General features: G+C 62.7%; 21 protein-coding genes, 1 tRNA gene and 1 pseudogene. 16 read left to right on the forward strand and 7 right to left on the reverse strand.

Annotated elements, in window-relative coordinates:
* Positions 1–46: 46 nt before the first annotated feature.
* Positions 47–1,018: a S1C family serine protease gene (locus QW887_RS28130; RefSeq protein WP_315716217.1), complete on the forward strand. Its 972-nt coding sequence runs from the start codon at positions 47–49 to the stop codon at positions 1,016–1,018.
* A gap of 19 nt (positions 1,019–1,037) precedes the next feature.
* On the opposite strand, the gene QW887_RS28135 is transcribed toward QW887_RS28130, so the two are convergent.
* On the reverse strand, positions 1,038–2,969 hold the full coding sequence (locus tag QW887_RS28135; protein ID WP_316176295.1) for a calcium-binding protein: 1,932 nt from the start codon (positions 2,967–2,969) through the stop codon (positions 1,038–1,040).
* A 343-nt stretch (positions 2,970–3,312) separates the two neighbouring features.
* On the opposite strand from QW887_RS28135, the gene QW887_RS28140 reads away from it, so the two are divergent.
* From QW887_RS28140 to QW887_RS28155, 4 genes are all read left to right on the forward strand, one after another.
* Positions 3,313–4,380: a phospholipase gene (locus tag QW887_RS28140; protein ID WP_315716219.1), complete on the forward strand. Its 1,068-nt coding sequence runs from the start codon at positions 3,313–3,315 to the stop codon at positions 4,378–4,380.
* A 140-nt stretch (positions 4,381–4,520) separates the two neighbouring features.
* The gene (locus tag QW887_RS28145; RefSeq protein WP_410052236.1) at positions 4,521–5,885 is read left to right on the forward strand and encodes a hypothetical protein; all 1,365 of its coding nucleotides are present in this window, start codon (positions 4,521–4,523) and stop codon (positions 5,883–5,885) included.
* A 4-nt stretch (positions 5,886–5,889) separates the two neighbouring features.
* The gene (locus QW887_RS28150; RefSeq protein ID WP_315754330.1) at positions 5,890–6,711 is read left to right on the forward strand and encodes a hypothetical protein; all 822 of its coding nucleotides are present in this window, start codon (positions 5,890–5,892) and stop codon (positions 6,709–6,711) included.
* 91 nt (positions 6,712–6,802) lie between these two features.
* The gene (locus QW887_RS28155) at positions 6,803–7,009 is read left to right on the forward strand and encodes a hypothetical protein (RefSeq protein ID WP_172111383.1); all 207 of its coding nucleotides are present in this window, start codon (positions 6,803–6,805) and stop codon (positions 7,007–7,009) included.
* A gap of 64 nt (positions 7,010–7,073) precedes the next feature.
* On the opposite strand, the gene QW887_RS28160 is transcribed toward QW887_RS28155, so the two are convergent.
* The 3 genes from QW887_RS28160 to QW887_RS28170 form a co-directional block, all read right to left on the reverse strand.
* Positions 7,074–7,736, reverse strand: a complete 663-nt coding sequence (locus tag QW887_RS28160; RefSeq protein WP_315716222.1) for a DsbA family protein — start codon at positions 7,734–7,736, stop codon at positions 7,074–7,076.
* 5 nt (positions 7,737–7,741) lie between these two features.
* Positions 7,742–8,527, reverse strand: a complete 786-nt coding sequence (locus tag QW887_RS28165; protein WP_315716223.1) for a sulfite exporter TauE/SafE family protein — start codon at positions 8,525–8,527, stop codon at positions 7,742–7,744.
* Positions 8,528–8,728: 201 nt separating this feature from the next.
* Positions 8,729–9,223 (reverse strand): hypothetical protein, encoded by a 495-nt coding sequence (locus tag QW887_RS28170; protein ID WP_315716224.1) that lies wholly within the window; start codon positions 9,221–9,223, stop codon positions 8,729–8,731.
* On the opposite strand from QW887_RS28170, the gene QW887_RS28175 reads away from it, so the two are divergent.
* Positions 9,202–9,726 (forward strand): PsiF family protein, encoded by a 525-nt coding sequence (locus tag QW887_RS28175; protein WP_315826595.1) that lies wholly within the window; start codon positions 9,202–9,204, stop codon positions 9,724–9,726. The two genes, QW887_RS28170 and QW887_RS28175, sit on opposite strands and share 22 nt — an antisense overlap.
* An 83-nt stretch (positions 9,727–9,809) precedes the next feature.
* On the forward strand, positions 9,810–10,895 hold the full coding sequence (locus tag QW887_RS28180) for an AbrB family transcriptional regulator (protein WP_316195538.1): 1,086 nt from the start codon (positions 9,810–9,812) through the stop codon (positions 10,893–10,895).
* On the opposite strand, the gene QW887_RS28185 is transcribed toward QW887_RS28180, so the two are convergent.
* Entirely contained in the window at positions 10,892–11,425 is a 534-nt protein-coding gene (locus QW887_RS28185; protein WP_316195540.1) for a disulfide bond formation protein B, read from the reverse strand. The genes QW887_RS28180 and QW887_RS28185 overlap by 4 nt on opposite strands.
* Positions 11,426–11,598: 173 nt before the next feature.
* On the opposite strand from QW887_RS28185, the gene QW887_RS28190 reads away from it, so the two are divergent.
* The 5 genes and pseudogenes from QW887_RS28190 (at position 11,599) to QW887_RS28215 (ending at position 16,370) form a co-directional block, all read left to right on the forward strand.
* Positions 11,599–11,683 (forward strand) — tRNA-Leu (locus QW887_RS28190).
* 222 nt (positions 11,684–11,905) lie between these two features.
* Positions 11,906–13,276 carry a tyrosine-type recombinase/integrase gene (locus QW887_RS28195; protein ID WP_315754324.1) on the forward strand — a complete coding sequence of 457 codons (1,371 nt, stop codon included), beginning with the start codon at positions 11,906–11,908 and terminating at the stop codon, positions 13,274–13,276.
* A gap of 143 nt (positions 13,277–13,419) precedes the next feature.
* The gene (locus QW887_RS28200; protein WP_316176300.1) at positions 13,420–13,887 is read left to right on the forward strand and encodes a hypothetical protein; all 468 of its coding nucleotides are present in this window, start codon (positions 13,420–13,422) and stop codon (positions 13,885–13,887) included.
* A 563-nt stretch (positions 13,888–14,450) separates the two neighbouring features.
* Positions 14,451–14,963, forward strand: coding sequence for a hypothetical protein (locus QW887_RS34965; RefSeq protein ID WP_410052625.1), 513 nt, complete (start codon positions 14,451–14,453; stop codon positions 14,961–14,963).
* Positions 14,960–16,370, forward strand: a pseudogene (locus tag QW887_RS28215) (mannose-1-phosphate guanylyltransferase/mannose-6-phosphate isomerase). The gene QW887_RS34965 and the pseudogene QW887_RS28215 overlap by 4 nt, the downstream one beginning before the upstream one ends.
* 319 nt (positions 16,371–16,689) lie before the next feature.
* On the opposite strand, the gene QW887_RS28220 reads toward QW887_RS28215, so the two are convergent.
* A protein-coding gene (locus QW887_RS28220) for an IS5 family transposase (RefSeq protein WP_316176301.1) occupies positions 16,690–17,435 on the reverse strand; the annotation gives its coding sequence in 2 pieces (ribosomal slippage) (positions 16,690–17,132 and positions 17,132–17,435; 747 coding nt in all).
* A 60-nt stretch (positions 17,436–17,495) separates the two neighbouring features.
* On the opposite strand from QW887_RS28220, the gene QW887_RS28225 reads away from it, so the two are divergent.
* Entirely contained in the window at positions 17,496–17,741 is a 246-nt protein-coding gene (locus QW887_RS28225; protein ID WP_316165546.1) for a hypothetical protein, read from the forward strand.
* 60 nt (positions 17,742–17,801) lie between these two features.
* The gene (locus QW887_RS28230) at positions 17,802–18,284 is read left to right on the forward strand and encodes an A24 family peptidase (RefSeq protein WP_316176302.1); all 483 of its coding nucleotides are present in this window, start codon (positions 17,802–17,804) and stop codon (positions 18,282–18,284) included.
* A 295-nt stretch (positions 18,285–18,579) separates the two neighbouring features.
* Here the strand turns inward: QW887_RS28230 and QW887_RS28235 are convergent, their stop codons facing one another.
* Positions 18,580–19,026: a hypothetical protein gene (locus QW887_RS28235; protein WP_316176303.1), complete on the reverse strand. Its 447-nt coding sequence runs from the start codon at positions 19,024–19,026 to the stop codon at positions 18,580–18,582.
* A 1,235-nt stretch (positions 19,027–20,261) separates the two neighbouring features.
* On the opposite strand from QW887_RS28235, the gene QW887_RS28240 reads away from it, so the two are divergent.
* The gene (locus QW887_RS28240) at positions 20,262–24,737 is read left to right on the forward strand and encodes an RHS repeat-associated core domain-containing protein (protein WP_316195544.1); all 4,476 of its coding nucleotides are present in this window, start codon (positions 20,262–20,264) and stop codon (positions 24,735–24,737) included.
* A complete protein-coding gene (locus QW887_RS28245) occupies positions 24,724–25,206 on the forward strand; it encodes a hypothetical protein (protein ID WP_316176305.1) in 483 nt (160 codons plus the stop codon). Before QW887_RS28240 ends, QW887_RS28245 begins: the two co-directional genes overlap by 14 nt.
* Positions 25,207–25,316 lie beyond the last annotated feature (110 nt).

Genomic DNA, 25,316 nt, shown 5'->3' on the forward strand with positions numbered 1-25,316 from the left:
AGCTTGGTCGATGCACCCGGGGGTATCGACAGAGCAGGAGAACGAAATGCCTTCTTTGACCGAATGGAAAGTGCCGTCCGCCTTCCAGCCTCGCGCCGAAGACTATCAATATGATCTCGATCAAGCCCTGTCCTCGATCGTGGGCCTGCATGCCATCATTCCGTCCGACGCCTTCAGCGCGGAAACGCTGGGGACCGAACGTGCCGGCAATGCCGTCGTCATCGACGACGGGCTGGTGCTGACCATCGGCTACCTGATCACCGAGGCCGAATCCGTCTGGCTGCACCCCAATGACGGACGCGTGGTCGAGGGCCATGTGCTCGGGTTCGACTTCACGACCGGCTTCGGCCTGGTGCAGGCGCTCGGATCGCTCGACCTGCCGGCGCTGCCGCTCGGCTCGTCGGCGGCAACCAAGGTCGGCGATCATGTCGTGCTCGGCGGCGCCGGCGGACGCACGCGATCGGTCGCGAGCCAGATCATCGCCAAGCAGGAATTCGCCGGCTATTGGGAATATCTGCTGGACGAGGCGATCTTCACCCACCCCGCCCATCCGAATTGGGGCGGCACCGGCCTGCTCTCGGCCAAGGGCGAACTGATCGGCATCGGGTCGCTGCAGTTGGAGCGCGAGCGCGACAGCAAGGACGAGCACGTCAACATGATCGTGCCGATCGACCTGTTGAAGCCGATCATCGATGATCTCAGGCGCTTCGGCCGTGTCAACAAGCCGGCACGCCCCTGGCTCGGCATGTACGCGACGGAGGTCGACGATCGCGTCGTCGTGATCGGCGTCTCCGACAACGGCCCGGCGGCCCGCGCCGAGCTCAAGGCGGGCGACGTGATCCTCGGCATCAACGGCGACAAGGTGACGAGCCAGAGCGAGTTCTATCGCAAGCTCTGGGCGCTCGGCGCAGCCGGCGTCGACGTGCCGCTGACGGTGCACCATGAGGGCGTCACCTTCGACGTCACCATCGCCTCGACCGACCGCGCCAAGCTGCTCAAGGCGCCGCGGCTGCACTGAGGCGGCCGCGGGCCTGCGTTCACGCGTTGACGTGCCAGGCCGCAGCGATCTGGTCGTGCAGTTGCGCATCCGTCGGCAACTGTGATGCCACCGTGGGATCGAAACCCGGATGCGCCTGGGCGTAGGTCGCCATGGCCTGCACGAGTTGCGAAACCTGGGTATCGATCTCGAGACCGCCGGCCTTGATCTCCTGCAGCTGATAGGAGCCGCCAAGGAACCAGTCGGCGACGGTGACCTGCTGATGGGTGCCGAGAATGTCGATCTCCAGATCGTTGCCCGATTTGACGAACCAGAAATTGTCGGCCGTGTAGGTCGTTCCGAAATCGAGCGTGCCGGTCGGCTTCGACAGCGACGCTACGCCGTTGATGATGACGTCGTTGCCGTCGCCTTGCGCATAGACGTAGGTGGCGCCGACGCCGCCGACCAGGATGTTGTCGCCGGCCCCGCCCTTGAGTACGTCGCTGCCGCCGCCGCCGATCAGCAGGTCGTCATTGGCGGTGCCGAACAGCGTGTCGTTGCCGCCGCCCGCGATCAGCAGCGCACCGTCGGACGCAGCAATGATCGCGCCCGGCACCGGATCGACCGCGACCGTGGTCGCCGCGTCGCTCAAGGCTGCGCTGAGCCAGTCGAGATTGTCGGTCTTGCCGCCCCAGAGCACGCCGATCGCCAGGTCGACCAGGCCAGCGTCCTCACTGTCGAAACTCGCGACAGCATCGATCAGCGCGAGCTTGCCCAGGACGTCGACAGCCGATCCGGTGTCGGCGCGCGACCACAGGTCGGACGACAGATCCGCGACCAGCAGGTTGTTGGCCGTGTCCTGATAAAGGATGCCGTGCTCATGGCCGATCACGCCCGGCGTCGCCGCGACCTCGTCGTGGTTCTGCGCCAGCAGTGCCGAATATTCCACCACGATCTCGGCCAGCGCCTTCTCGACCCCGCCGTTCTTCAGGTAGGTCGCCGCAGTGTCGGCGCTGACGCTGTTGCCGAGCACGCCACCGCCGTTGAACAGGGCCTGCACGGCGCTGTTGCCGTAGCCGCTGGCGTCGGTCACCGTCGAATAGGCGATCATGTCCTTCATCTTGTCGGACGGCGCGCCTTCGCCGCTCACACCGGCCGCGGGAATGCCGACGGCCGAAGCAATCGCGTCATCCTCCAGCGGCGCCAGCAGCACAGCCGCCGCCTTCTTCCAATCCTGGGCACCGTTGTCGCTCGCCCACTGCATCATCGTCAGCAGCGCGATCGAGTGCAGGCTGACCGGATCCAGACCGAGATCCGTGCCCGCGCCGAGCACGGTCTTCTGCTCGGACGAGATGCCGATCGCAGCATGGGCGATGGCGAGCGCGCCGGCGACCGGTCCGAGCTGCAGCAGCGCCAGCGGCGCTTCCAGCACCGGCGCCGCAGCCCGCACATATTGCAGGATCTCGCCGGACAGGGAGACCATGTGAATGTCGGAATAGCGGTCGACCGGGTGCGACATCAGCGCGCCCCAGAAGCCGTGCAACTGGTCGTAGCGGACCTCAGCCGCGAATTCGAACGGCATCGCGTCATACGCATAGGCCACCTTGTCGTTGAGCGCCGCGATGTAGCCGGCAAGTCCGCCGCCGAGCGAATGTCCGGTCAGCGAGACGTTCGATGTCGCCCATGTCTTGTAGTAGGACTCCGCATCCGGGAACTGCGTCGGCCAGCCGGCCAGACCGGCACCGCCAAGCCACGATGGCACGTCGGCGAGACTGTCGGTGCCGCGAAACGAAATGATCCGTGTCGATGGATCGCCCGCGAGCTGGTAGGTCGCGGCCTCGAAATTGTCGGCGGTCGAGGTCACGCTCGCCGCCACCAGCTCATAGCTCCCGATACGGTTGAAATTGACCACGAGCGTCGGGTTGACGCCCCTGTTGTAGACGTCCATGGCGAGCACCGCGTTGATCAACGCGGCCGACGGCGATTTGGTCATGATGCGAATCCCCCCTCGGCAACCGATCGGCAGTTTTGACCCAGGGCGGTGATCCACGAGGAACCCTCCGCCGCGCCGCCGGCTCTCACCAAGTGCGACATCGCGCCCGAATTTTGTCAATCAACTATCGTCTGCGCGTGTATTCGCGCGCGACTCACCTGCCGCGCGCGACGGCAGCGTCCGGACCGTGTTGACTTGCAGGAGCCGCATCGCGAGATTGCGGCTTCGCGGAGCGAACACGCGTTCGGAAAATGGTCATTGCCCGGACGCCCGATTTTGCGTTGCATGACCGGCAAGCAGACGAGACGGCCAGCCCCGCGTATCGCGTATCAAGGAGACCTGCATGACGGATGCCGTGGTGGATGACATTCTCATCGTGTTGCCGCCACTGCTGCAGACGCTCGAAGCCCTGTCCCACGTTGCACGCTACCTGAACCCGCCGGATTTCGATCGCGTGATGGCTGACGTCGGCGATCCCGAGCAGGTGCTGCACACGGCGCGGATTCATCTCACGTCGTGGCCGGCGGACTTCGCCCATATCCGTATCGCCTTCGACACCGCAGCGGACGCAGCGCTGATGTCGTTTGCCGGCCTGCGCGCCGTTCAGCGCGGCGAGGGCGACCTGGTCGACGTGTTCAGGGCCCTCCGTCAATTGCCCCGCGCACTCGAGGCGCTGTTTCCATTGGCCGCGACGCTGCCGCCGCTGAGCGAATTCTTCCTCGATCCCGCCGTCGACGGTGACGACGGGCTGCGCCAGCTGCTGGCCGCGTCCTCTGCAGGCAAGGACACCGTGTTTCACGACCATAACGAGATCGGCAATCGCGGCGGCTTTTCGCTGTATGTGCCGGAATACTACACGGCGGACCGAGACTGGCCGCTGGTCATGGCGCTGCATGGCGGCAGCGGCAACGGCCGCGACTTTCTCTGGAGCTGGCTGCGCGCCGCGCGCAGCCTCGGCGCGATCCTGGTTGCCCCCACCGCGGCAGGACCGACCTGGGCGCTGATGGGCGACGACGCCGATACGCCGAACCTCCTGCGCATTCTCGACCTCGTCCGCAGTCGCGTCGCGATCGATCCCGCCCGCATGCTCCTGACCGGGATGAGCGACGGCGGCACGTTCTGCTACGTCAGCGGACTGGCCGCAGGCTCGCCGTTCACGCATCTTGCGCCGGTGGCCGCGACGTTCCATCCGCTGATGGCCGAGATCGCCGACCGGGACCGTCTGCGCGGCCTGCCGATCCAGATCGTGCACGGCCGGCTCGACTGGATGTTTCCGGTCGAGATCGCGCGGCATACGGCGGACGCCCTGGCCAAGGCCGGCGCCAACGTCGCCTATCGCGAGATCGACGATCTCAGCCACTGCTATCCGCGCGAGGCGAATGTCGAGCTGCTGCGCTGGCTGATGCGCTGAGCTTGATTCCCTTGCTAAGAGATGGCTGATCGGCAATGCCGCCGACACAATGTCGGCGGATTTTGTCCGCATTGGTTCTGCTCGGTCATACAGCGGGGGCGCTGCACACGGGCGGCCATGACGCCGCCGAAGGTCTGCTCATGCCCTCGCCGCTGATGCCCTCGCCTGCCGCGTCCGTCGCGCAAGTCTCGTCCGCCCGCTCCTCCACCTCCGTCGTGCTCGCCAATGGCGTCAACCGTCTCGAGGTCACGCTGAAGCTCACGACCGCGATCCTGGCGCTGGCCGCCGGCGTCTACACCTATCTTGGCGTCCGCGAGCTGCTCAACGGCAGTCCGACCACGGTGTTCTTTGCGGCGGTCATCTACTCGGTCGCGGTCTCGGTCGGCATCTACGCCTTCTGGGTGTTCATGATGCAGTTCATGCCGCACGTCACCAGCGCGATCGGGCGCTTGATGATGGCCGGCTGCATGCTGCTGGGCTCGCTGATGATCGTCGCGATGTCGTCCTGGCTGAATGCGTCGGCCCTGGCCGGCGCCGCAGCGATCCAGCAGCATCTCGCCATCACCGTGCAGAACTACACGCGCGACCTCGACAGGGCCAACAGCCAGGCCATCGCTGCGCAAAGCCTGCTGCCGGACATCCAGCTCGCCTCCTCCCGCTTCGCCAAGCTGGCGGACGCCGAACGCGCGGGCTCGCTCACCGGCACCTCCGGATCGGGCACCGTGGTCCAGCTCCTCGCGCAGATGTCGACGCAGCTCGACGGACTGGGACAACAGGTCCAGGAGTCCGGCAAGCGCGTCTCTGCTCTCTACGAGCAGGGCGGCAAGAGCCTCGCCAAGATGCGCGAGCTGATCTCCGACCGCGGGCCGATCGCAACGCGTAGCGATGCCTTCGCCACGGAGTCGTTGAACCTGATGGGCGTGATCGCCAATCTGCAGCAGACCTCGGTGGCACCTGCGGTGAGGCGCGCCGCGACGTCGCTTTCGGCCGGATTCATCGCGCCTGCCGCAGGCGGACGCAGCGGCGACCTGGCCGAGCGCCAGACCGCCGTCGTCGGCAAGGTGGAGAGCGCGATCGCCACGCAGGCCGCCTCGCTCGCCGACGCCGCCGACAAGATCCTGGCGCTGCCGCGCATCGAGCCGACCCGGTTCCAGACGCTGTCGCCCGCTGAAGCCGTGCTGCGCTACGCTGGCGACTTCATCCCGAGCTGGGCCGGCGCAATCTCGATCGACCTGATGCCGGCGGTGCTGGTGCTGATCCTCTGCGTCGTCCATGCCGCCATCCGCCGCGAGGGCCTGCCCGCCGTGAGCGCCTCCAGCCTGACCGCCGCCGATCTCGTCACCGCATTGCAGATTGCGCGCGAGGTGGAGGACGCCAGGCGGGCGGCCGAGCGACGGCCAGCCGAAACGCCCACGGAGGAGCCTTCTGCACCGGCCATTGAGCCGGCGCCGGCCGCGGTGGATGAGAACGTGACGTCGCTGTCATCGGCTCGAATCGGAAAGTAGTCCCGTGGCTTCGGCGCTGAACCGACGCGTCCATGCCTGGCTCGCGGACAATCCCGATGAGAGCATTCTGCGTTGGGTCTTCCGCAGCATCCTCGTCGTCACCGTCGCAGTTCTCGCGGCGGACCTGCTCGAGTTGAATGCTCCGCAGGTGCCATCGGATGCGGCCCCGCCTCAGCTCGACATTCGGCGCGACGCGCCGGACTTGCCGGAGGAATCACCATCCGTGCTGGCGCCCCTGATGAAGCGGCTGATGCCGCTGCCGCAGGGCGATCGTGCCTTGCAGCGGCCGATTCAGTTCGAGCTGCGCGGCGGCGGCCGGCTGTTCGCGACCGGCACGATCACGCCCGGCAGCGCGCGCAGCTTTGCGGACGCAGTCGAACGTCATGGCGAATATATTAGGACGATCGTGCTGAACTCGCCCGGCGGCTCCGTCGCCGACGCGCTGGCGATGGGGCGACTGATCCGCGCGCGGAAATTCGCAACCGAAGTGGAGGCGGGAAAATATTGCGCCTCGTCGTGCCCGCTGGTGTTCGCCGGCGGTCTCGAGCGCCGGGCCGGCGAGCGGGCGATCATCGGCGTGCATCAGATCGCCGCAGTCCCCACGTCCGGGACCGCCGTGAGGTCCGGCGACGACATGAGCCTTGCGCAGAACATCTCGGCGCGATGCCAGCGCCATCTCGCCGAGATGGGCATCGATCTGAAGGTCTGGGTGCATGCGATGGAGACGCCGCATGACCAGCTGTTCACGTTCAAGCCCGACGAGATGAAAACACTCAATCTCGTCACCTCGCTGCCGGAATCGCGGCCTGAAAAATCGCGCAGTTAGGATGTTCTGATCGCGGTGGACCGGGACCGCGGCGGGCGTGGAACCAAGTTTCGACCGCGGCGTTATTGGCCGTCACACTGGAGAACATGACATGCGGACATTCGTGGGAATGATCCTGGGGGCTCTCATTCTGGGGTTCGGCGTCTACATCCATGATTCGATGCAGACCTCCGAGGTCGCCAACGGGCCGACCGCGCAGACGCGCCGGACGATCGTGAACTGGGACGTCGCGGCGGACAGCTGGAATTCACTCAAGACCCGCGCACATGACGACTGGGTTCGCATCTCGTCGAAGTAACGCGCACGACGCTGCTGTTTTCAGGGCGCCTCGGCCGTTGGTCGGGGCGCCTTTGCTTTGCCAATCAGTTGGCCGCCCTGGCCTTGCGCGCGTCGGCGATGACCTGCTCGAACTGCGCCATGGTCAGCACGCCGGGTACCCTGAACTTGCCGACGATGAAGGACGGCGTACCGCGGAAACGCAATCCCCGCGCCTGCTTGTCGTTGCGCGCCAGCATGTCATCGATGGCCTTGGCGTTTGCGGCGAGGTCGCGCTTGGCGCGGTCGACGTCGACTCCTGCTCCCGCGAGCAGCTCGTCGATGCGCGGTTCGGTGAGCTTCGAGCTGACGCCGATCAACGCCTCATGCGCCTTGGCATATTTGTCCTGATATTTGCAGGCCAGCGCCATCCGCGCGGCAACCACGGAAGTCGGCCCGAGAATCGGCCACTCCTTGAGAACCCAGCGCACCTTGCCATCATCATGGATGACCTGCTGCAGCTCGGGATCGAGCTTGCGGCAATACGGACAATTGTAGTCGAACCATTCGACGATCGCGATGTCGCCCGAAGGATTGCCGAGCACCGGCGCATCGGGGTCGCGCAGCACCGCGCCCTCGTCGGGCTCGTCGGCGTCCTCGGCGCGACTGTCGCGGGGCCACAAGGAAAGCGCCGCGCCTGCGCCAAAAAGCGTCAACACGTCACGCCGGCTGCTGGCGGAGGTGATCGCAGTCGAGGGGACGCGCTTCATTGAGGTCAGCTCCAGATATGCAGCAGGCTGCGTGTCAGCATATACAGCGCCACCACCGCGATCACGACGGAAAATACCACGTTCAATGCGCCGCGCCGTCCGGAGAGATGGCGCGCCAGGCGCGTGCCGGCAAGGCCACCCGCGATCCCGCCGGCGATGAAAAGGCCGGCGAGATCCCAGGCGACGAGCCCGGACCAGGCATAGCTCGCCGCGGTGGTGAGCCCGAAGGTCGTCACCGCGACCAGCGACGAGCTGACCGCATTCATGATCGGCATGCCCGTCGCAGCCATCAGCGCCGGCACGATCAGGAAGCCGCCACCGATGCCGAAGAAACCGGACAGCGTGCCGGTGGCGAGGCCGAAGCCGACGATCGCCGGGACGTTGGCCATGCTCATCTTCACATCGGGGGTGCCGATGCGGGCGCGCGTCTTCAGCATCAGCATGGCGATGACCATCATCACCAGCGCGAACAGCGCCAGCAGCTTCTGGCCGTCGACCATCTTGCCGAGCAGCGAGCCGGTGAAGGCGCCGACGATGCCCGCCGTTGCGAACAGCGCCGCGATCGGCCAGATCACGGTGCCGCCGCGCGCATGATTGGCGAGATTGATGGCCGCGTTGGTGGCGACCGCGATGGCGCTCGAGCCGATCGCGATGTGCGGCTCGGGCACGCCGACGACATAGACCATCAGCGGCACCGCCAGCACCGAGCCGCCGCCGCCGACGAGGCCGAGCGAGAACCCGACCATCGCGCCGCAAAACAGGCTGAGCACACCTTGGACAGCAGAGATCATGGCGAGAGCAGGGTCATTTCCCGCACGGGAAGGCAAGCCCCAAAATCACCGGAGCAGCAATTCCGCCGCCACCGGCGCGAACCGCCGCGCGACCGGCGCCGAGCCGAGTCCGGCCGGCGGTCTCGCGGCGATGCGGGGCGTCGAGAGCGGCGGCCGAACGCATGATGCCTCCGGCCGCCGGCAACGTCTCGTCAACCCGGATCAGGCAGCGCCCTTCAGCTTCTTGGTGCATTCGCTGTAGTAGCCGCCGCCCTTCTGGATCCACTTCAGGCCGCCATTGGCGTTGGTCGCCTTGTTGGCATTGTACTGATCGACGCAGGTCTGCAGACGCGCCTTGCCGGGCTTCTCCTTGGCGTATTTCGGGTCCACCGCGTTGGGGAACACGGCGGGACCAGTCGGCGCGGGAGCGGCCTCCTTGGCGTCGGATTTCGCCGCCTTGGCCGGCTTGGCCTCGGCCGCAGGCGCGGCCGGAGCCGCCGGTGCCGCGGCAGCGGTGGCATCGCTGCCGCACTGGGCCTTGCGGAAGTCGTTCCACTTCTGGCCGCCCAGCGTGCCGGCCTCCTTCGCCTGCTTGTACTTGGCGCTGCATTCCTGCGCGGTCAGCGCTTTCGCCGGCGCGGCGGCGAACGTCGCGAGCCCGATCACGGCCAGCGTAGCGAGTGACGAAGCAACCAATGATTTTGCGTGAAAACTCATCCTCGATCTCCCTGTGGAGCATGGTGGAATGGGACGGTAATTCTAGCGAGACGCCCGCGACCGACAAAGCAGGCGGGAGCATGGCCGCGCGAAAATATAATTTGCGTCGCGCGGCGATCCGGCTCATTCCATTCACTGCGGGTTCAGCATCGCCGGACATCGCAGCGTGCCTTTCGTTCGAGGACTTCAGCATGAGATTCACTGCCCGGGCGGCGATTGCGGCCATCGCAATGGCCACCCTGTCGGCCGCGGGCCCCGCCCGCTCGCAACCCGGATTGACGCTGCCGTCGCGGCCCGATGCCGCCACCGACAAGTTCGCTACCCTCGACAAGGCGGCGCGGCGGACGATTTCCATCGCCTGCTCCAAGGAGGCCGACGAGCAGGGGCTGAAGGGCAAGGCACGCGGCAAATTCCGCTCGGCCTGCAAGCGCGACAAGGCCGCGGCCGCCGCCGCGACCACACCCGTGCCCACTCCCTTGCCGACGCCCGACAAACCGAAATGACCGGCCCCTGCGGGCGCATGCGCGCATGGCGCCTGCGCAGCGGCGGGAATTGTTCGCGCAGGCAGGTTTTGGCATAAGGCGCCGTGCGCCAGATCATCTCCTCCCTCCCCTTTGACCTGCCGAGCCGCGCCAAGACCCTGAGCGCGATCGAGACCCTCGTGCTCGGCACCGCCGGCGGCCTGATCTTCCTCGTCGCCCATCTGCCCGGCGGGCTGATCTCCGGCGCGATGATCGCGACCGCGATCGCCGCAATCGCCGGCCGCCCGCTGGCGATGCCGCCGATCCTGACCCAGACCGTGCTGCTGCTGCTCGGCATCTCGATCGGCGCCGTGGTCTCGCGCGAGCTGATCAACCATGTCAGCGCCTATCCGGTGACCATCGGCCTCCTGGCGCTCGCGACGTTCTGCTCGACCTTCGGCTCCAGCCTCTATCTGCAGCGCGTCCATGGCTGGGACCGCACCTCGGCGCTGCTCGCCGGCAGTCCCGGTGCGCTGTCGCAGATCACGATGCTCGCGGTCGAGCGCGGTGCCGACCTGCCGGCGATCGCCGTGGTGCAGACGCTGCGGGTGATCATCCTGACGGCGGCGCTGCCGCTGGTGCTGGCAGTGGCCGGCGTCGCACCGGCGGCGCGGATCTCGCTCGGCCAGAGCGTCGCCTCACCGCTCGGCCTGCTCGCACTGCTGGTGGCCTCGCTGGTCGCGGCGATGCTGATGCAGCTGATCAGGTTTCCGGCGAGCTGGCTGTTCGGCGCGATGGTCGCCAGCGGCGTCCTGCACGGCACCGGCCTCGTCGAGGGCGGCCTGCCGGAATGGATGCGCGGCGTGGCGCTGGTCGGCATCGGCGCCCTGATCGGCAGCCGCTTCGCCCGGATGCGGGTGAAGACCCTGGTCGGCCATATCAGGGCGGCGCTGGGCTCGTTCGCGATCGCGGTGGCGATCTCGGCGCTGTTCGTCACCGTGATCGTGCTGGTGACGCATGTGCGCTTCTCCGACACCATCGTCGCGTTCGCGCCCGGCGCGATGGACGCGATGATGGCGCTGGCGTTGACGCTGCACATCGACCCGATCTTCGTCGGCGCGCATCACCTGTCGCGCTTCGTGTTCGTCACCATCGCCACCCCCGGCATCGTCCATCTGTTCGGACGGCCGCAGGAGGACGTCGACGACTAGGCGCTCTTCCGGGCGATGCCCCAGCCCGCGATGGCGGCGATCAGAAGCGAGATCAGCACGCTGTAGCCGGCGAGCGACAGGCCGAGGAAGCGGAATTGCACCTCGTCGCAGCGTACAACCTTGACGCTATCGAGCCGCTCCAAGAGGTTGCCCGCGCTGCCGAGATTGCCGATCGGCCCGGTGCATTCGGTCGGCCCCGGCCAGAAGCCCCATTCGACGCCGGAGTGATAGACGCCGAGCCCGGCATTGCCGAGCGCCACCAGCGCGACGACGCCGAGCCCCGCGAGCACCAGCGCGCGCGGCGCGCCGCCTTTGGCGGCGAGCGCGATGAGCAGCCCGAGCGGCACGATCGCATAATAGGCCCAGCGCTGCTTCAGGCAGAGCTCGCAGGGCTGCAGGCCCCAGACCAGCTGCATGTACCAGGCGCCGGCCAAGGCCGCCGCCGCGATGCCGGCCGCGAGCAGCGCCGCCGCCACCGCCGGGCTCATGGCTCCCGCCGCGGGGCGCGCCATCACAGAAGTATTGGTCATCGGTCCTCCCGAACGGGGCTGCATCCGGTCCCATGCCGGGCCGTTCCGGCTCCTACTCCGGCCCGCGAAAGCTGTCGAGATGCGCGCCCATCACGTCCGTGCGGGTTGACCCGGCCCGGCCGCCCGCTATAGTCCGCCCGCTTCGCTATGGTTCCTGCACAGGCCCGGCGAATGCCCCTGTGGCGGAACTGGTAGACGCGCTCGACTCAAAATCGAGTTCCGCAAGGAGTGCTGGTTCGATTCCGGCCAGGGGCACCAACTAGGCTGTTCAAGCCCGTTCTAAATCGTCCGCAACAGTTCGCGCTCTGCTCGGAACCCCTTGAAAAGTGGGCCTTTCCGCGCACATTGGCGTTCATCACCGTTTGTTCTCGCCCGATCCCAGCCGCCCGATTTGTTGGTATTTTTGTTGGTATCGTGTTGGTATCGGGAGAACAAACGTTCACGGCGACTTTCGCTATTCCGAACGAAGGAATGGAGCAGATGACCCGCAAGAACGATGTCGCGTGCGTCAATCCCAAGCAGATCAGAACCGACGTCGACTGCCGCGCTGCCCAACCGAGATTCGACAATGGCGCGTGGGGTGCCGCCAAGATTTCCGATGTAACCGGCGGCGGTCTCTACCTCTTCGTCACACCCGACGACAATAAACCCGGCCATGCTGCCTCCAAGCTCTGGCGGATGGCCTACCGCTTCTCCGGTCGCCAGAAAACCTACTCCATCGGGCCTTACGGCAACGGAAAGAACGGCACGTTCTCACTCGCCGACGCACGTCACGAGCGCGACAAGGCCAAGCACCTGCTCAAGGACGGCAAAGACCCGAGCACCGAGAAACAGCTCGATAAGCACAGGCAAGCGGCCGCTCGACCTTTCGGGCAATGGGCTGACGAGTGGCTCGCGAAGAAAAAGATGGAGAAAGTCAAGCGCGGCAGAATCGTTGCGGTGCGCGACCCAAAGACAATCGAGGTCCTTGAGCTGCGCGTCCGCTACGTCAAGGCCCGCTTTGGCAAGCTGTGCAGGCAGGACATCAAGCGTCCGGACGTGCTCGCTTTCCTGCGTTCATACGAAGCCAAGGGAAAGCTGGAAACCCGCGACCGCGTGCGCAGCATCGGTGCGCAAATCTGTGACTATGCCGACGTCGAAGGCGACGGCTACAATCCATTCCGCAATCTGAATGGGAAGCTGATTGCCAACATTTCGACGCCGCGTCCCGGCGTAACTGAGCCACGCGATGTGACGCGCGTCTTCAAGCTCATCAGCGCACCGTGGGCGAGAGGGAGGTTTGGCGACATTGTTGGCCTTGCCTTGCGCTTCGATGCGCTGACCATACCTCGCCCCGGCATGGTCAATGAAATGGAGTGGAGCGAGGTCGATTGGGACACTGAGCGCTGGACTATTCCAGCCACCAAGATGAAGACCGGGTGGGACCATGTCGTGCCCTTGTCACGACAGGCACTCGCAATCCTGCGCAGCGTCCAAAAGTTGACCGGCCATCGCCAGTATGTTTTTTCCTGCTCAAAGGATGCCCCGCTATCGAACAACACGCTCAACAAGCGCTTGCGGCTGCTTGGCATTGACACCAAGACTGATCATTGCGCCCACGGGTTCCGGACCACCTTCTCGACCCTGTCCCACCACGAAGAGATCAAGGAGGCCAAGGCATGGGATGGCGATGTCGTCGAACTGCAGCTCGCGCATCTCGATAGTTCGACCGTGGAAGGGCTCTACAAGAAACACGGACCGCTCGCGCTGATCGGCTCGCGCACGAAGCTGATGCAGCATTGGGCTGATCGTATCGACCACTGGCTCGATCCCAAGAAGGTGATGCCGATCAAGCGCGGGTCGCAGGGCTGAGTCACGTAGCTTCGTGCGCGGTTGATGCTGCCTGTTCGATCCCTGGCAAAGATCATGTGACAGTTTTCAGCAGACTGCTGGGTCAACGCTGGCCTGCTTTCCTCATAGCCGAGCTCTCCACCTGGCCAAAGGAAAGACCTCGAATGCCGGCTAGAGAACGACTGCCAAGCCGCAAGCAACCGGAAGAGGAATATTCTTTGGTTGCTCACGTGAAATCGGTCACTGCGAGCTACTACATCTCAACGCACGGTAGCGAGCGTGACGCCAGCACAGATGAAGCTATTGCTCATTTGCTTGCTGAAATCGTCATGACCAGACCCGAGTTGCCCAAGCACCTCGGCAGGGAAATCCGCTGCTCTCTGATGTGCTCGCGCGTTTATCATCGCAGCGATGCGAATGGTGCTCAGGCACAACCCTCGTTGCTGTACATGAGACTCAAGCCAGACCTCCGGCTTTTCTCTGCCTATCTTCCAGCAGACGTATTTTGGGCGCTGCAGACCGATCTGAGAAGTGGGCGGCTGCAGTATGTTGAGGCTCGGTTCAACAAGCCGCGATATGGCTCGGGCAAGCTCGTGAGTCTGTATTTCTCGGATACGCAGCCAGATGAATAGCCTCATCGGTCCGCAACCGCTGACGGCCTAATGTGCCCGATCCCAATAGACCGTCGGTGCGAGTGGTGTAGGTATGGCCCCCGGGGGCGGAATCGAAAATTTCTCTATCAGCATGAATAATATGATGTTTTTCGCGCACCAAAGGCATCGTGTACCTGCCAGTGTACCCGACGATCATCTCTCCTCCGCCACAGTTTACCCCCCGCTCTGGCCTGAGCGACGTGGAGAATCTCCACTGGCTGATCGATGTAGGCCCCCGCCAGTACGCGCCGAGAGAATGTTCTCGCGCTGGCCATGATGCGTCCTGCGAATTCGAGCTCATTGGCCCAAAAAGACGCGAGCGAGCCGCGATCCAAAGAGGGGATTCAGAATGCACCCACACGAGGGCGACTTTGGCTCTTAAGGTTCCGAAGTCGAGTGCGCGACGCGCAACTCCCCTCCTAGCGGGCCGGACCTTAGGCGATGCCGCGGCGGAGACCGCCCCCTTGCGGTACTGACGCCCCAGTGGCTAAACAGCCGCGGGGTGGCGTCAATGGCCTCGCAAACAACCGGAACACCAGTTTATGTCCCATGGACTGATGATCGCAGCGATAGGCGGTGCTTATGCCGGCTCGCCGGTCGCGGCAGCGTTCGTGCAAGCCGGCCACCCGGCGATCGGATTTGACATCGACGTCGTCCAAATGGCCAAGCTAGAAGACGGCAGGGACAGCAGCTATGAGATCCCGTCGGCCACTCTGAATCGGCCGGACTTGCACTTCACCACCGATCCGAGCGAGACGGCCGCGGCTGCTTGCGTCTTCGTCACCGTTCCGATTGACAGTGCCCACCAAGCCGATCTGGGCTCGATGCTCCCGGCCACGCGTGCCCTCGGGGAGGTGCTTGAGAAGGAGTTCGGCCGTCCGCCCATCATGAAGATGTTGCCGATGCAGCCGGAGACGTCGAGACCAACTATGCTGATGTCAGCGATCTTGAGCGCGACATCGGCTTCCGGCCGGCGACATCGATCGCCGACGGCATCGGACGTTTTGCAAAATGGTACCGCGACTACCATCGGATTTGACGGGTTGATTTCATGACCGGACGCATCATTCCTCTCATCATGTGCGGCGGCGCCGGGACCCGGCTCTGGCCGGCCTCGCGCGAGGTCAGGCCGAAGCAGTTCCTGCCGCTGTTCGGCGCCCGTTCCACGTTCCAGGACACGCTGCTGCGCGTCTCCGATGCCGATCTCTTCGAGCGGCCGATCATCATCACCAATCTGGCCTATCGCTTCATGGTGCTGGAGCAACTGGCCGAGATCGGCATCGAGGCAGACGTTTTGCTGGAGCCCATGCGGCGTGATTCAGGCCCGGCCATCGCCGCCGGAGCGGCCTTCGCCCAGTCGCGCCATCAGGACGCTGTCGTGCTGGCACTCGCGGCCGATCACGTCGTCCGCGACACCCCCGCTTTTCTCGCGGCGTGCCGCCAGGGGCTCGCTGCCGCCGAGGCCGGCCGCATCGTCACCTTCGGCGTCAATCCGGAGCGCGCGGCCACCGAATACGGCTATATCAGCCCGGGTGCACCGGTCCGGGGAAGTGCGGGCGGTCGCAAAATTCGTCGAGAAGCCGGATCAGCCGACCGCCGAGCGCTACATTCGCGAAGGCTATCTCTGGAACAGCGGCAACTTCATGTTCCGCGCATCGGTGCTGCTCGACGAATACCGCAAATACGATGCCGCCAGCGTGCAGACGGTGGTCGATGCGGTGACCAAAGCGGTCCGCGACCTCAGCTTCATCATCCTGAATTCCGATGCATTCGCAGCGGCCAGGCCGATCTCGATCGATTATGCCGTGATGGAGAAGACCGAGCGCGCTGCGGTGGCGCCGGTGTCCTGCGGCTGGTCGGACGTCGGCTCTTGGCACGCGGTCTGGGAGCTGTCGGACAAGGACGCGCAGGGCAACGCCGCGCGCGGCACTGCCGTGTTCGAGGATTCCCGCAATTGCAACGTGGTCACCGACAAGGCGCTGGTCGCGCTCGAGGGCGTCGATGATCTCGTCGTGGTGGCGGCGCAGGATGCCGTGCTGGTGTCGCGTCAGCGCGATGCCAATGGCTTGAAGCGGCTGGTCGCCAGGCTCAAAATGGTGGCGCCGGAGGTCACCGAGGCGCACATCAAGGTACACCGGCCCTGGGGCAGCTATCAGTCGGTCGACAATGGCGAGCGCCACCAGGTCAAGCGCATCGTCGTCAAGCCGGGCCAGCGGCTGTCGCTGCAGAAGCACTATCACCGTTCCGAGCACTGGATCGTGGTCCGCGGGGCGGCGCGGGTCACCGTCAACGAGACCGTCAAGACCGTGCACGAGAACGAATCGATCTACATCCCGATGGGCGCGGTGCATCGGCTGGAAAACCCGGGCAAGATCCTGCTGGAACTGATCGAGGTCCAGACCGGATCCTATCTCGGCGAGGACGACATCATCCGAATCGAGGACGATTACCGCCGCGAGTAGGGTGGGGTCTCGCCGCGAATCACGCGAGCCGAGCTAGGGGCGATGTTCGGCAAGCCGCTGGCCTGCCTCCTGACTTTGATGCAGAACACGACCAAAACATCGGCCAGAAGCGAAGTCGTGACTTCCCGCATTGACACTTGAAATGAGGTAATAGCTTGAGTGTTTACTCAGGGTAATAGAGCACTCGAACGCGGAGATTTTGTGGGCAATATCAATCGCCTGCTTCACGCGCGGGGCGAGAAGGTGATTTTCGCAATCAAATGTGCACTGTGGGGATTCGGATTCGACTGCATCCAGCACTATCCCCGCGCGCAGCTCATTAGGCCGTAGACTCATTAGCCCGCAGCCATAGGCGCAGTGAGGCAAGCTGGACCATGGCGAGGAAGTTGGCGGCGTGCTTGTCGTAACGGGTGGCGACGCGGCGGAAGTGCTTGAGCTTGGAGAAGAACCGCTCGATGAGGTTACGCTCGCGATAGAGGCGCTTGCTGAAGCAGGGCTTCCAGCGCCGGTTGCTCTTGGGCGGGATGTTTGGCGTGGCGCCCTGGTCCTGGATCAGCGCGCGGATGCGGTCGGCGTCATAGGCCTTGTCCGCCAGCACGATGGTGCGCGGGCCGAGATGCTCGAGCAGCGTATCGGCGATCTGCCCATCGTGGGCCTGTCCTGCCGTCAGGCCGAGCCGGATCGGGAGACCCTGCGCGTCGACGACGACGTGGATCTTGGTCGTGAGCCCTCCGCGTGATCGACCGAGACAGTGATCTGCACCCCCCTTTTTGCCGTCGCGGCCTGCTGGTGGGCGCGAACGGAGGTGCTGTCGATCATCTGTATCGCGCCGTCGTGCGCGGCGGTGATGGCGTCCATCAACCGGTTCCACACACCTGCCTTTCGCCATCGCACAAAGCGGTCGTAGCAGGTGGTGCGCGGGCCATAGCGCTCGGGCAGGTCGCGCCATGGCGCACCGGATCGCAGCACCCGCCGGTCATCGACGCGGGGCACGCCTCGCGGTTTGTTGGGCAGCAGCGGCTCGATCATGCGCCACTCGAAGTCTGTCAGGTCGTATCGGCTCATGGTAAGCCTGAATCACAAACTGTCGCTTCGTGGAAGCCATTGCCTACGAACGGGTGACGAATGCAATACGATACGGGGCACGAGATCAGGGTCGGCGACAAGGTTATTGCCGATGGAATGAGGGGGGTGGTCGTCTGCGACTTTGACAGCCGCGAGTTCGCGGAGGGCTATGAGGGCTGGGATATGCCGACAACGGAACTGGTCGGTGGGGGCACCCTTTCGTCGGGTATTATGATCGATACCGTCGAGGCCGGCTTGATTCATTATGTCGAGGGAAGCGGCACGATTGCCCGTGTCTCCTCCTAAACGCCAGTGGCTGGTGAAACCCAGCTACGTACCGTTTATGAGTTTACAGCCTAGTACGCGATGACCGGACTTGGGGTAGCTACGGCTTGTCTGATCTTCCTACCATGCCTTTTGGTTTTGCTGGCTTGGATCGATTTCAAGCGCAGAACAATACCCAACGCGCTGAATGCGACGATCGCCCTAATTGGGGCGTTTCGGGCAGCTGCCCTGGGCGGATTGCCTGCCGTCGTCGAAACAATTCTCCAGGCAATGATCGTCGCTGCTGCCGTCTGGCTCCTACGCTGGCTCTATTTCGTCATCCGAAGGCAGCAGGGCCTGGGACTAGGCGACGTGAAGCTACTGACTGCGTCGACTTTTTGGGTTGGTATGGTCGGCATCCCTCTCCAGTTGTTGTCCGCCTCACTATCGGCGCTCGCGGTAGTCGCCACCCTACATGCGGCTGGCTACTCCGTCACACGGAGGAGCGCGGTCCCGTTTGGACCATTTCTGGCTTTTGGGCTGCTCGCCACCCTTGCTGCGCAGGAAAGTCGATGGCTCGTTTGATTCGTATACATCCGGGCACCCGCAGGGGGATTCTCCCAGCCCTGGGCGTTTGAACCATCAAGCTTAGAACGTCGTCAGTTTCGGGAATAGAGCTGAGGGTCGATCGCGCACCCGCCACTGGAGCAGTGGAGTGCTTGCTGCATGGCGCTTTGGTCATCCTCAGTGGCGCCGATGCGCAGCTGCCGTTCTCGGTCACAACATCGACCATTCGGTCAGCGTATCCGTCAACACTGTTGGCTACTCAACGGCTCGTATAACAATCGCACCCCGATGATGACATCCTGCCTGACACTCTTCAGGCAGCTAACAGATCGGCAGTCAAACCACAGCTGATCCTGAACCCAGGCAGGGGGTCCATACCGGCGGCTGCTTCCTCAAAGTCACCAACGCTTCCCTTATACTCGATCGAGAACATGAACCCATTGACGGACCAGACTGTTGCATCCAACGTCCCCAGGCCGTTCATCTCGATGCTTACCGTAGCCAAAGCCACCTCTCTCTTGTTGGGGAATGCGATACTCCCGTCGAAGCTCGGTCGTCCGTTTGACATCCTGTAGAAGTCCACCTCAACGCCGTTTGGCAGCCGTTGGACCTTGTTGATAGTCTGAACCTGACGATCCCACAAATATCGAATTCGATCATCCAGCCGCGCTCGCACACAATCGAGAACCTGCTTCTCAAGCCACGATAGGCGCGAATTGGCCCCAGATAGCCAGGCGAGAAAAGCTCTGATTACCTGCATGAGCAATCGCCCCCGCCACTTCCCGACTCAGCGGTCCCCACGCCGGCGCCTATGCCCTTGTAGACCTTTGGAATGCGATCCCACTGCTGCTTGAAGACGTTCGGCATAGGGTTCCGAGCCTTCCAATCTGCTAGAAATCGAGACATTTCCTCATTCGGACGTCCTGCAAAGTTTCGGTGCCACCGCGGCCCGTCGCGCCTCGCGTCCAAGCGAAGCATTAGCGTACGAGACGGTGATATCCGTCGGGAACCCTCGATAATTCTTGTCCTGAAACTGAAACATGCCACGTCTCCGATTTAGCGAGCGCCTCAGGCCGTGCAGGGAAATCCCGGGCTGACGGCATTCGATATCGACGCATATGACAACGATCTGCCGCGCCTGGGCGAACTAACCAGGGAGCTCATTGCGTCGCTGATGGACGGCACGAAGCTGATACAGAGCGTCCGGGGCATCGTATTAGAACGTCGGCCGGACCTCACTCACACGGCGATCGAGGTACGTCGGCAGGCCGGCCTGCTTTCAACCGCGTGCCTCAGCGACGGCTTGGGCCATGCGGTGAACCGATTTGACCCTGCGAACCTGCACCCCCAAGCGATCTGCGTCCTCCTGATCCATCGACGACTCTTTGATCGACTTGATCACGAGGGCCTTGCCTCCTCAAGGGTTAGGACCCGCGAATTGAACAACTGTAGCCGCACAACCAAAAGAATCGATAGGGTCAGCCACCCCAGCACCAGAACCAGGACATAAGAGAATATGGGAGTGCCGAGAGTTCGTGGCCCGGCGATTCCAATAGGTACCACCTCTTCGATCTCCGATAGCTCCGACGATGAACTCAGAAGCCGAGCGCCCCCGCAGCCTGCGCACCACCAACTCCCCCAGCGAAATCACACCTTGCCTCGGCCTGGTCTCAATGATCCGCTCAAGCCTTTGGCCCCGCAGCCTTCCGATGCCGCCTTCGGACTCCCGCCGTCACCAACTTTCGGCGATAGCTCCTGCAATCATTCAGACCAATTCTAGCGGCTCACCCTAAAGTTGTTGATAAAGCCGCACCACCGTTGAAGGTATAATGCGACTTCTATCTTATGCCCCCGTAAATCTACGGGGAAGCAGGCGAGGGGCATGGGATGTCGTCAGCGATCGGAGCGGCGGGACAAAGAGCGATCGAGCACTCTACAATCCAATATTTCGTATCCTCTTGGATTAGAAATACTGATTCTGGCTGTACTTTTGGCTTGAAGGTTCTTGCTCCAATTTTCCAGATGTTTCTCGGGGCGGCGCGTCATTTTCGTTGCCTGGGGCGAGCCTGTTTCATTCTCGCGTGCGCCGCAACCGCAGCCGATGCAAACCCGCAATTGGGATATCCGATCGTCGTCAACAATATCCCTCTGACTACCCAGTACGTCACCGAGCCAGCTGCCGCTTGTCAGCTCGCAGCTTTGTACCCGCAATATATCATCATCGGCTTTTACGATTATGACGTTCATTTGCCGTTGAAATTCAACGGCGTCGAAGTTCGCCCGAACGGCAGCCTTATTTGCTACGTTGCCGACGCCACCCGAGTGGCGTACGAGATCAACATCACATCGCCCGACTGCGTCTCCGGCTACGCGCTGCAGAGAGGAGTGTGCACAAAGGATCCGAGCCGCGGCCCCCCGAACAGCCACGCACCCGCGCCGCAGAACAACCCCGATCCGTGCACAACTGATCCGAGCGTTGGCAATCCGATCTCACTCTCGGGATCTTCGAAGTCTGAGGATGCCGTCGACTTCGTGTCGGGAGGAGCGCGGCCGCTAGGGCTTGTACGCCACTATCGAAGCCGCGGAACGCCGGGACAGCGGCTAGGCACGACACGGTGGCACTTCGATTTCGAGTACGAGATACTCGTTGGCAACACCGTTGCCGTGTTCTCGCCAGACGGCGTCGAATACGATTTCAACCAGACGACGCCGGGGGTCTACGCGAGCGCCTATAGCGACTCAAAAGTATCGCTGACGAGCTTCGACAATGGCGGCACGAAGCTCTTCTCGTTCAAGGACGAGAATGATCGAACGGTCATTTTCATACAGAGCGGGAATACCTATTGGCCCAAATCGATCACGGAAAGGAACGGCGTCAGCAAGGACATCATCGCCAACACAGCCGTGCATCCAACGCGGATCGATGCCGTAAGTTTCGGTGATTCGCGATCCATCGATTTCCACTACGAGACGAGCGCATCGGGGGCCCCTCTTCACGTCTCAACCGCAACATTCTACACTTATGCGCAGAGCGTGGGCAGAACGGAATACTTCAAGATCGACTACGGATATACGAACGGCAACCTGACGACTGTCACGAGGTCGGAAAAGAACAACGGAGTATGGCAGCAGCTCGATGTGACGACGTATCACTACGAGAACACGACCTTTCCGGACCTTCTCACCGGGGTGACTGACGCCCGAGGCGTACGTTACGCAACTTGGGCATACGATCCGGATGGGCGACCGATCTCCAGCTCGCACGCGGGTGGCGCAGACCTGACCACGGTTGTTTATGACGATGCTGCCGTGACCCGTACGGTCACCAATGCTCTTGGAAAGCAGGCCACCTACTCGTTTGCAAAGCGAGAGGGAACGATGAAGTCAGCAGGAGTGGCCGGCCAGGCGACCACCAATTGCCCCGCTTCGGCCCGATCTGTCAGCTACAATACGCTTGGGCAGGTCAGTCAGGTCATCGATGACGAGGGACGCGTCACAGCCTATACGAGGGATTCGTACGGACGCCCGACCTCGATCGTACGCGGAAGTGGCACCGCAGCGGCGACTACCACGGGTTTCGTGTACGACAACACCTTTAATGTGGTCGCGCAACAGGTCGAACCTGGCCTAACCACGACATACACCTGGAGCGCGGCCGGTCAGCTGTCGCAAGTGACCCAGACCGACACGACGTCGCAGACGGCGCCGTATTCGACCAATGGACAGACGCGGACCTGGACGTTCAACTATACCGGGACGCTGCTGTCGAGCGTTGACGGCCCCCTCCCCGGCCCAGGCGATACGGTCTCTTTCTCGTACGATGCCAACGGCTATCCTGCCTCCTACACAAACGAGATCGGACAGGTCACGATCATCAACTCGGTCAATTACCGCGGACAGCCGACGCTCGTCACCGATCCCAACGGCGTCACCACCAGCCTTACCTACGACGCGCTCGGCCGACTACTGACTGTCACCGTCGACCCGTCGGGATTGGCCGCGACGATGTCGCTGACATACAATGCAGTTGGCGATGTCACCAGAGTGACGCGCGCGAACGGCGCCTATCTGTCTTATACCTATGATGATGCGCGGCGGGTGGTCCAGATCCAGGACAATACTGGCGCATCCATCTCACTGACGCGCGATGCGATGGGCAACGTCACAGCGCGGCAGATCAAGGGATCCGACGGAACCATCCAGTTGGCGCAGACGGCCGTATTCGACGAACTCGGCCGACTGTTGAAGTTCATCGGGGCTTCAAAGCAGACTTGGGTTCACGGCTACGACAAGACCAACAATCGCGTCTCGATCACCGACCCGCGCTCGAATGTCTTCGGCTGGTCATTCGATTCGCTGAACAGGTTGATCAATTCGAAAGACGAGGAGGGCAACAGCGAGACGGTCACCCTCGATGGCAGAGATGAAGTAACCAGCTATAGCGATCCCCGCTCTCTCAACACCACTTTCGTGCGGAACGGCTTCGGCGACGTAATCCAGCGAACGAGCCCCGATACGGGCACGACCACCTATGTCTACGATGCCGCCGGCCGACCGACGCAAATGACTGACGGGCGTGGCGTCGTTACCAATCTGACCTATGACGCAGCAGGGCGCTTGTTGAGCAAGCAATATCCGGCTGCACCGGGGGAGAACGTCACATTTTCCTGGGATGGGACATCTGGCGGAAACAAGGGCGTTGGGCGCCTGACACGGATCGACGACGCCTCCGGGAGCATCGAGTGGACCTTCAATTCGCTGGGACAGGCCATTCAGGAGAAGAAGACAACAGCCGGGATCGTCTACCTCGTTGGCTATTCCTATGATCTCGACGGCAATCTGACCCGCATCACCTATCCATCCGGCCGGATCGTCAACTATTACCGCGGTGCAACGGGGCTCGTGAACACCGTGACGCAGCAGCCGGGCGCCGCAACTGCCGAAATGTTGCTCGCTAAGTGGGTGACGTACCAACCCTTCGGTCCATTGCAGTCGCTCTCGTACGGCAACGACCTAATCCTGTGGAAGACATTCACGCAGGACTACAATTTGAGCACCTTCATGGTCGAGCAGGGATCGAATTCGGTCATCAACCGCGCCTATACCTATTGGTACGATGATTTCGACATCACCAATGTCTGGGACAACAATGTCGCCGGTCGGACCGACAACTATGTCTTCACTCCGGGTCATCGGCTGCAGAATGTCTACGGGGACTGGGGGACGCAGACCTATTGGCAGGACCCGGTCGGCAATCGGACCGGCGACGTCTTTACAAATGGCACAACCACCACGACAAGAGTTTTAGGCTATCCGTACAACAGCAATCTCTACGTCGGCACCACTGAGGGCACGAATACGCTGCGGAGCGTCACGAATGACGGAGCCGGCAATATCGTCACTGATGTCAGGGGCACTACGACCTACAACTACCGCTATAATAATCGTAATCGGCTCGATCAGCTCACAATCGGCACGACGGTGACCGCGAGCTACGTCTATGACGGGCTCGAGCGGATGGCCGTTCGGACCACCCAGAATATGACGCCATCGACTACGACCCACTATATCTATGACAGCTCTGGGCGGCTATTGGCCGAGGCAGGCGCGAACGGCACGACGCAGCGGGAATACGTCTGGCTGGATGATACACCCCTTGCGCTTTTTGCAGATCTGGACACGGCAACGCCCAAACAATGGTACGTGCATCCTGATCATCTCGATCGCCCGAGCAAGATGACCGACGCAAACCAGACCGTGGTTTGGGACGCATGGTACTGGCCTTACGGTGAGGTCCGCTCGATCACCGGAACCGCAAGCAACAACCTGCGATATCCGGGTCAGTATTTTCTCGTCGAGTCAGGGCTTCACTACAACTGGCATCGGCATTACGATGCATCGATTGGGAGATACACGCAGGCAGATCCGCTTGGGCTCGTCGCAGGGCCGAGCCTCTATGTTTACGCTGGCGGGAATCCTGTCTCTTTTACAGATCCGACAGGAGAATTCGCGTGGGGCCTCGCTTTTGCCGCAGCAGATATTGGACTTCAGCTCTACGAGAACGGCGGAAACTGGCGGTGCATTAACCTCGGAGAGGTTGGACTCAGCCTCGTCGGGGGGGGCCTCGCTGGCGCCTTGGAGAAGGGAGCGTTCCGATTTAAGGATTTTGGGAGTCATACTTGGAACGCGACACGCAAATGGATGAACAGGGAAGGCATTCAGCTGCTCGGGGAAGGGCAGGTAAGACATCATTGGCTATTGGAGCGGAACCAAGGCATAGGACGGATGGTACCGGATTGGATTAAGAACCAGCCCTGGAACACCAATCCCATCTCCGCGTCCCTCAATTCGACGCTCGCGCAGTATCCCGAGCTGGCTTGGGTGGCTGGCCCCGGATGGTCTAAGAGCCTAACGATCGGCGCAATTTTAGCGGGCACTTCACCCCGGGGAGGCGGATGTGACTGCAGATAGTGGGCCACGTACCTTGCTGTTCTTTGATGAGAGAAGAGAAACGATCCTGCCATATAGCAGCGATGCGTTCAAAGTCTCGACGGGTCCGAGAGAACGGGTCCTTGAGCGCTATCTCGGGGTAACTGTTTTGGATCGTGACGGGACAATCTGGCGGATTGATGAGATTCGCTTCGAGCATCTTTGGGGTGAAAGCCGTTGGCGAAGAATATTCAGCTTTTTGAATGGTGGGACTAGGAAGATATCGGTAACTCTGCGCCAGGCGCCTGAAATTCGCTTTAGTGAGATGCGGCAGCGCGCCGTCGACTATATAACAAAACGTCCCGCACTCATTGAGCAGTACTTTGACAAGACGGATCCTGAACAGGCTGTAAGTCAAGCGACCCGGTCGTCAACGGCGTCAGAGCTCTTTGACGCCCTGGGAGCACCGGCGCCGTTAGACTGCCTCGACGCGCTCATTGCTGGGTCCTGATTCCTCGAAAGAACCAACATGACTTCACCACTACATTGCAGTGATCCGGCGGTTAGCGGATGGACCGGCTCATACCAATTGACCTTGCCCCTCGGGCTTAATCCAGCTTG

It is taken from the genome of Bradyrhizobium sp. SZCCHNRI3052 (genome assembly GCF_032484895.1).
In the GTDB taxonomy this organism is placed as follows: domain Bacteria; phylum Pseudomonadota; class Alphaproteobacteria; order Rhizobiales; family Xanthobacteraceae; genus Bradyrhizobium.

Excerpts from the sequence above, each read along its gene's own strand:
- QW887_RS28130 (WP_315716217.1), top strand. The coding sequence starts at position 47 with ATGCCTTCTTTGACCGAATGGAAAGTGCCGTCCGCCTTCCAGCCTCGC.
- QW887_RS28135 (WP_316176295.1), bottom strand. The coding sequence starts at position 2,969 with ATGACCAAATCGCCGTCGGCCGCGTTGATCAACGCGGTGCTCGCCATG.
- QW887_RS28140 (WP_315716219.1), top strand. The coding sequence starts at position 3,313 with ATGACGGATGCCGTGGTGGATGACATTCTCATCGTGTTGCCGCCACTG.
- QW887_RS28145 (WP_410052236.1), top strand. The coding sequence starts at position 4,521 with ATGCCCTCGCCGCTGATGCCCTCGCCTGCCGCGTCCGTCGCGCAAGTC.
- QW887_RS28155 (WP_172111383.1), top strand. The coding sequence starts at position 6,803 with ATGCGGACATTCGTGGGAATGATCCTGGGGGCTCTCATTCTGGGGTTC.
- QW887_RS28160 (WP_315716222.1), bottom strand. The coding sequence starts at position 7,736 with ATGAAGCGCGTCCCCTCGACTGCGATCACCTCCGCCAGCAGCCGGCGT.
- QW887_RS28165 (WP_315716223.1), bottom strand. The coding sequence starts at position 8,527 with ATGATCTCTGCTGTCCAAGGTGTGCTCAGCCTGTTTTGCGGCGCGATG.
- QW887_RS28175 (WP_315826595.1), top strand. The coding sequence starts at position 9,202 with ATGATTTTGCGTGAAAACTCATCCTCGATCTCCCTGTGGAGCATGGTG.
- QW887_RS28170 (WP_315716224.1), bottom strand. The coding sequence starts at position 9,223 with ATGAGTTTTCACGCAAAATCATTGGTTGCTTCGTCACTCGCTACGCTG.
- QW887_RS28185 (WP_316195540.1), bottom strand. The coding sequence starts at position 11,425 with ATGACCAATACTTCTGTGATGGCGCGCCCCGCGGCGGGAGCCATGAGC.
- QW887_RS28195 (WP_315754324.1), top strand. The coding sequence starts at position 11,906 with ATGACCCGCAAGAACGATGTCGCGTGCGTCAATCCCAAGCAGATCAGA.
- QW887_RS28200 (WP_316176300.1), top strand. The coding sequence starts at position 13,420 with ATGCCGGCTAGAGAACGACTGCCAAGCCGCAAGCAACCGGAAGAGGAA.
- QW887_RS34965 (WP_410052625.1), top strand. The coding sequence starts at position 14,451 with ATGTCCCATGGACTGATGATCGCAGCGATAGGCGGTGCTTATGCCGGC.
- QW887_RS28225 (WP_316165546.1), top strand. The coding sequence starts at position 17,496 with ATGCAATACGATACGGGGCACGAGATCAGGGTCGGCGACAAGGTTATT.
- QW887_RS28230 (WP_316176302.1), top strand. The coding sequence starts at position 17,802 with ATGACCGGACTTGGGGTAGCTACGGCTTGTCTGATCTTCCTACCATGC.
- QW887_RS28235 (WP_316176303.1), bottom strand. The coding sequence starts at position 19,026 with ATGCAGGTAATCAGAGCTTTTCTCGCCTGGCTATCTGGGGCCAATTCG.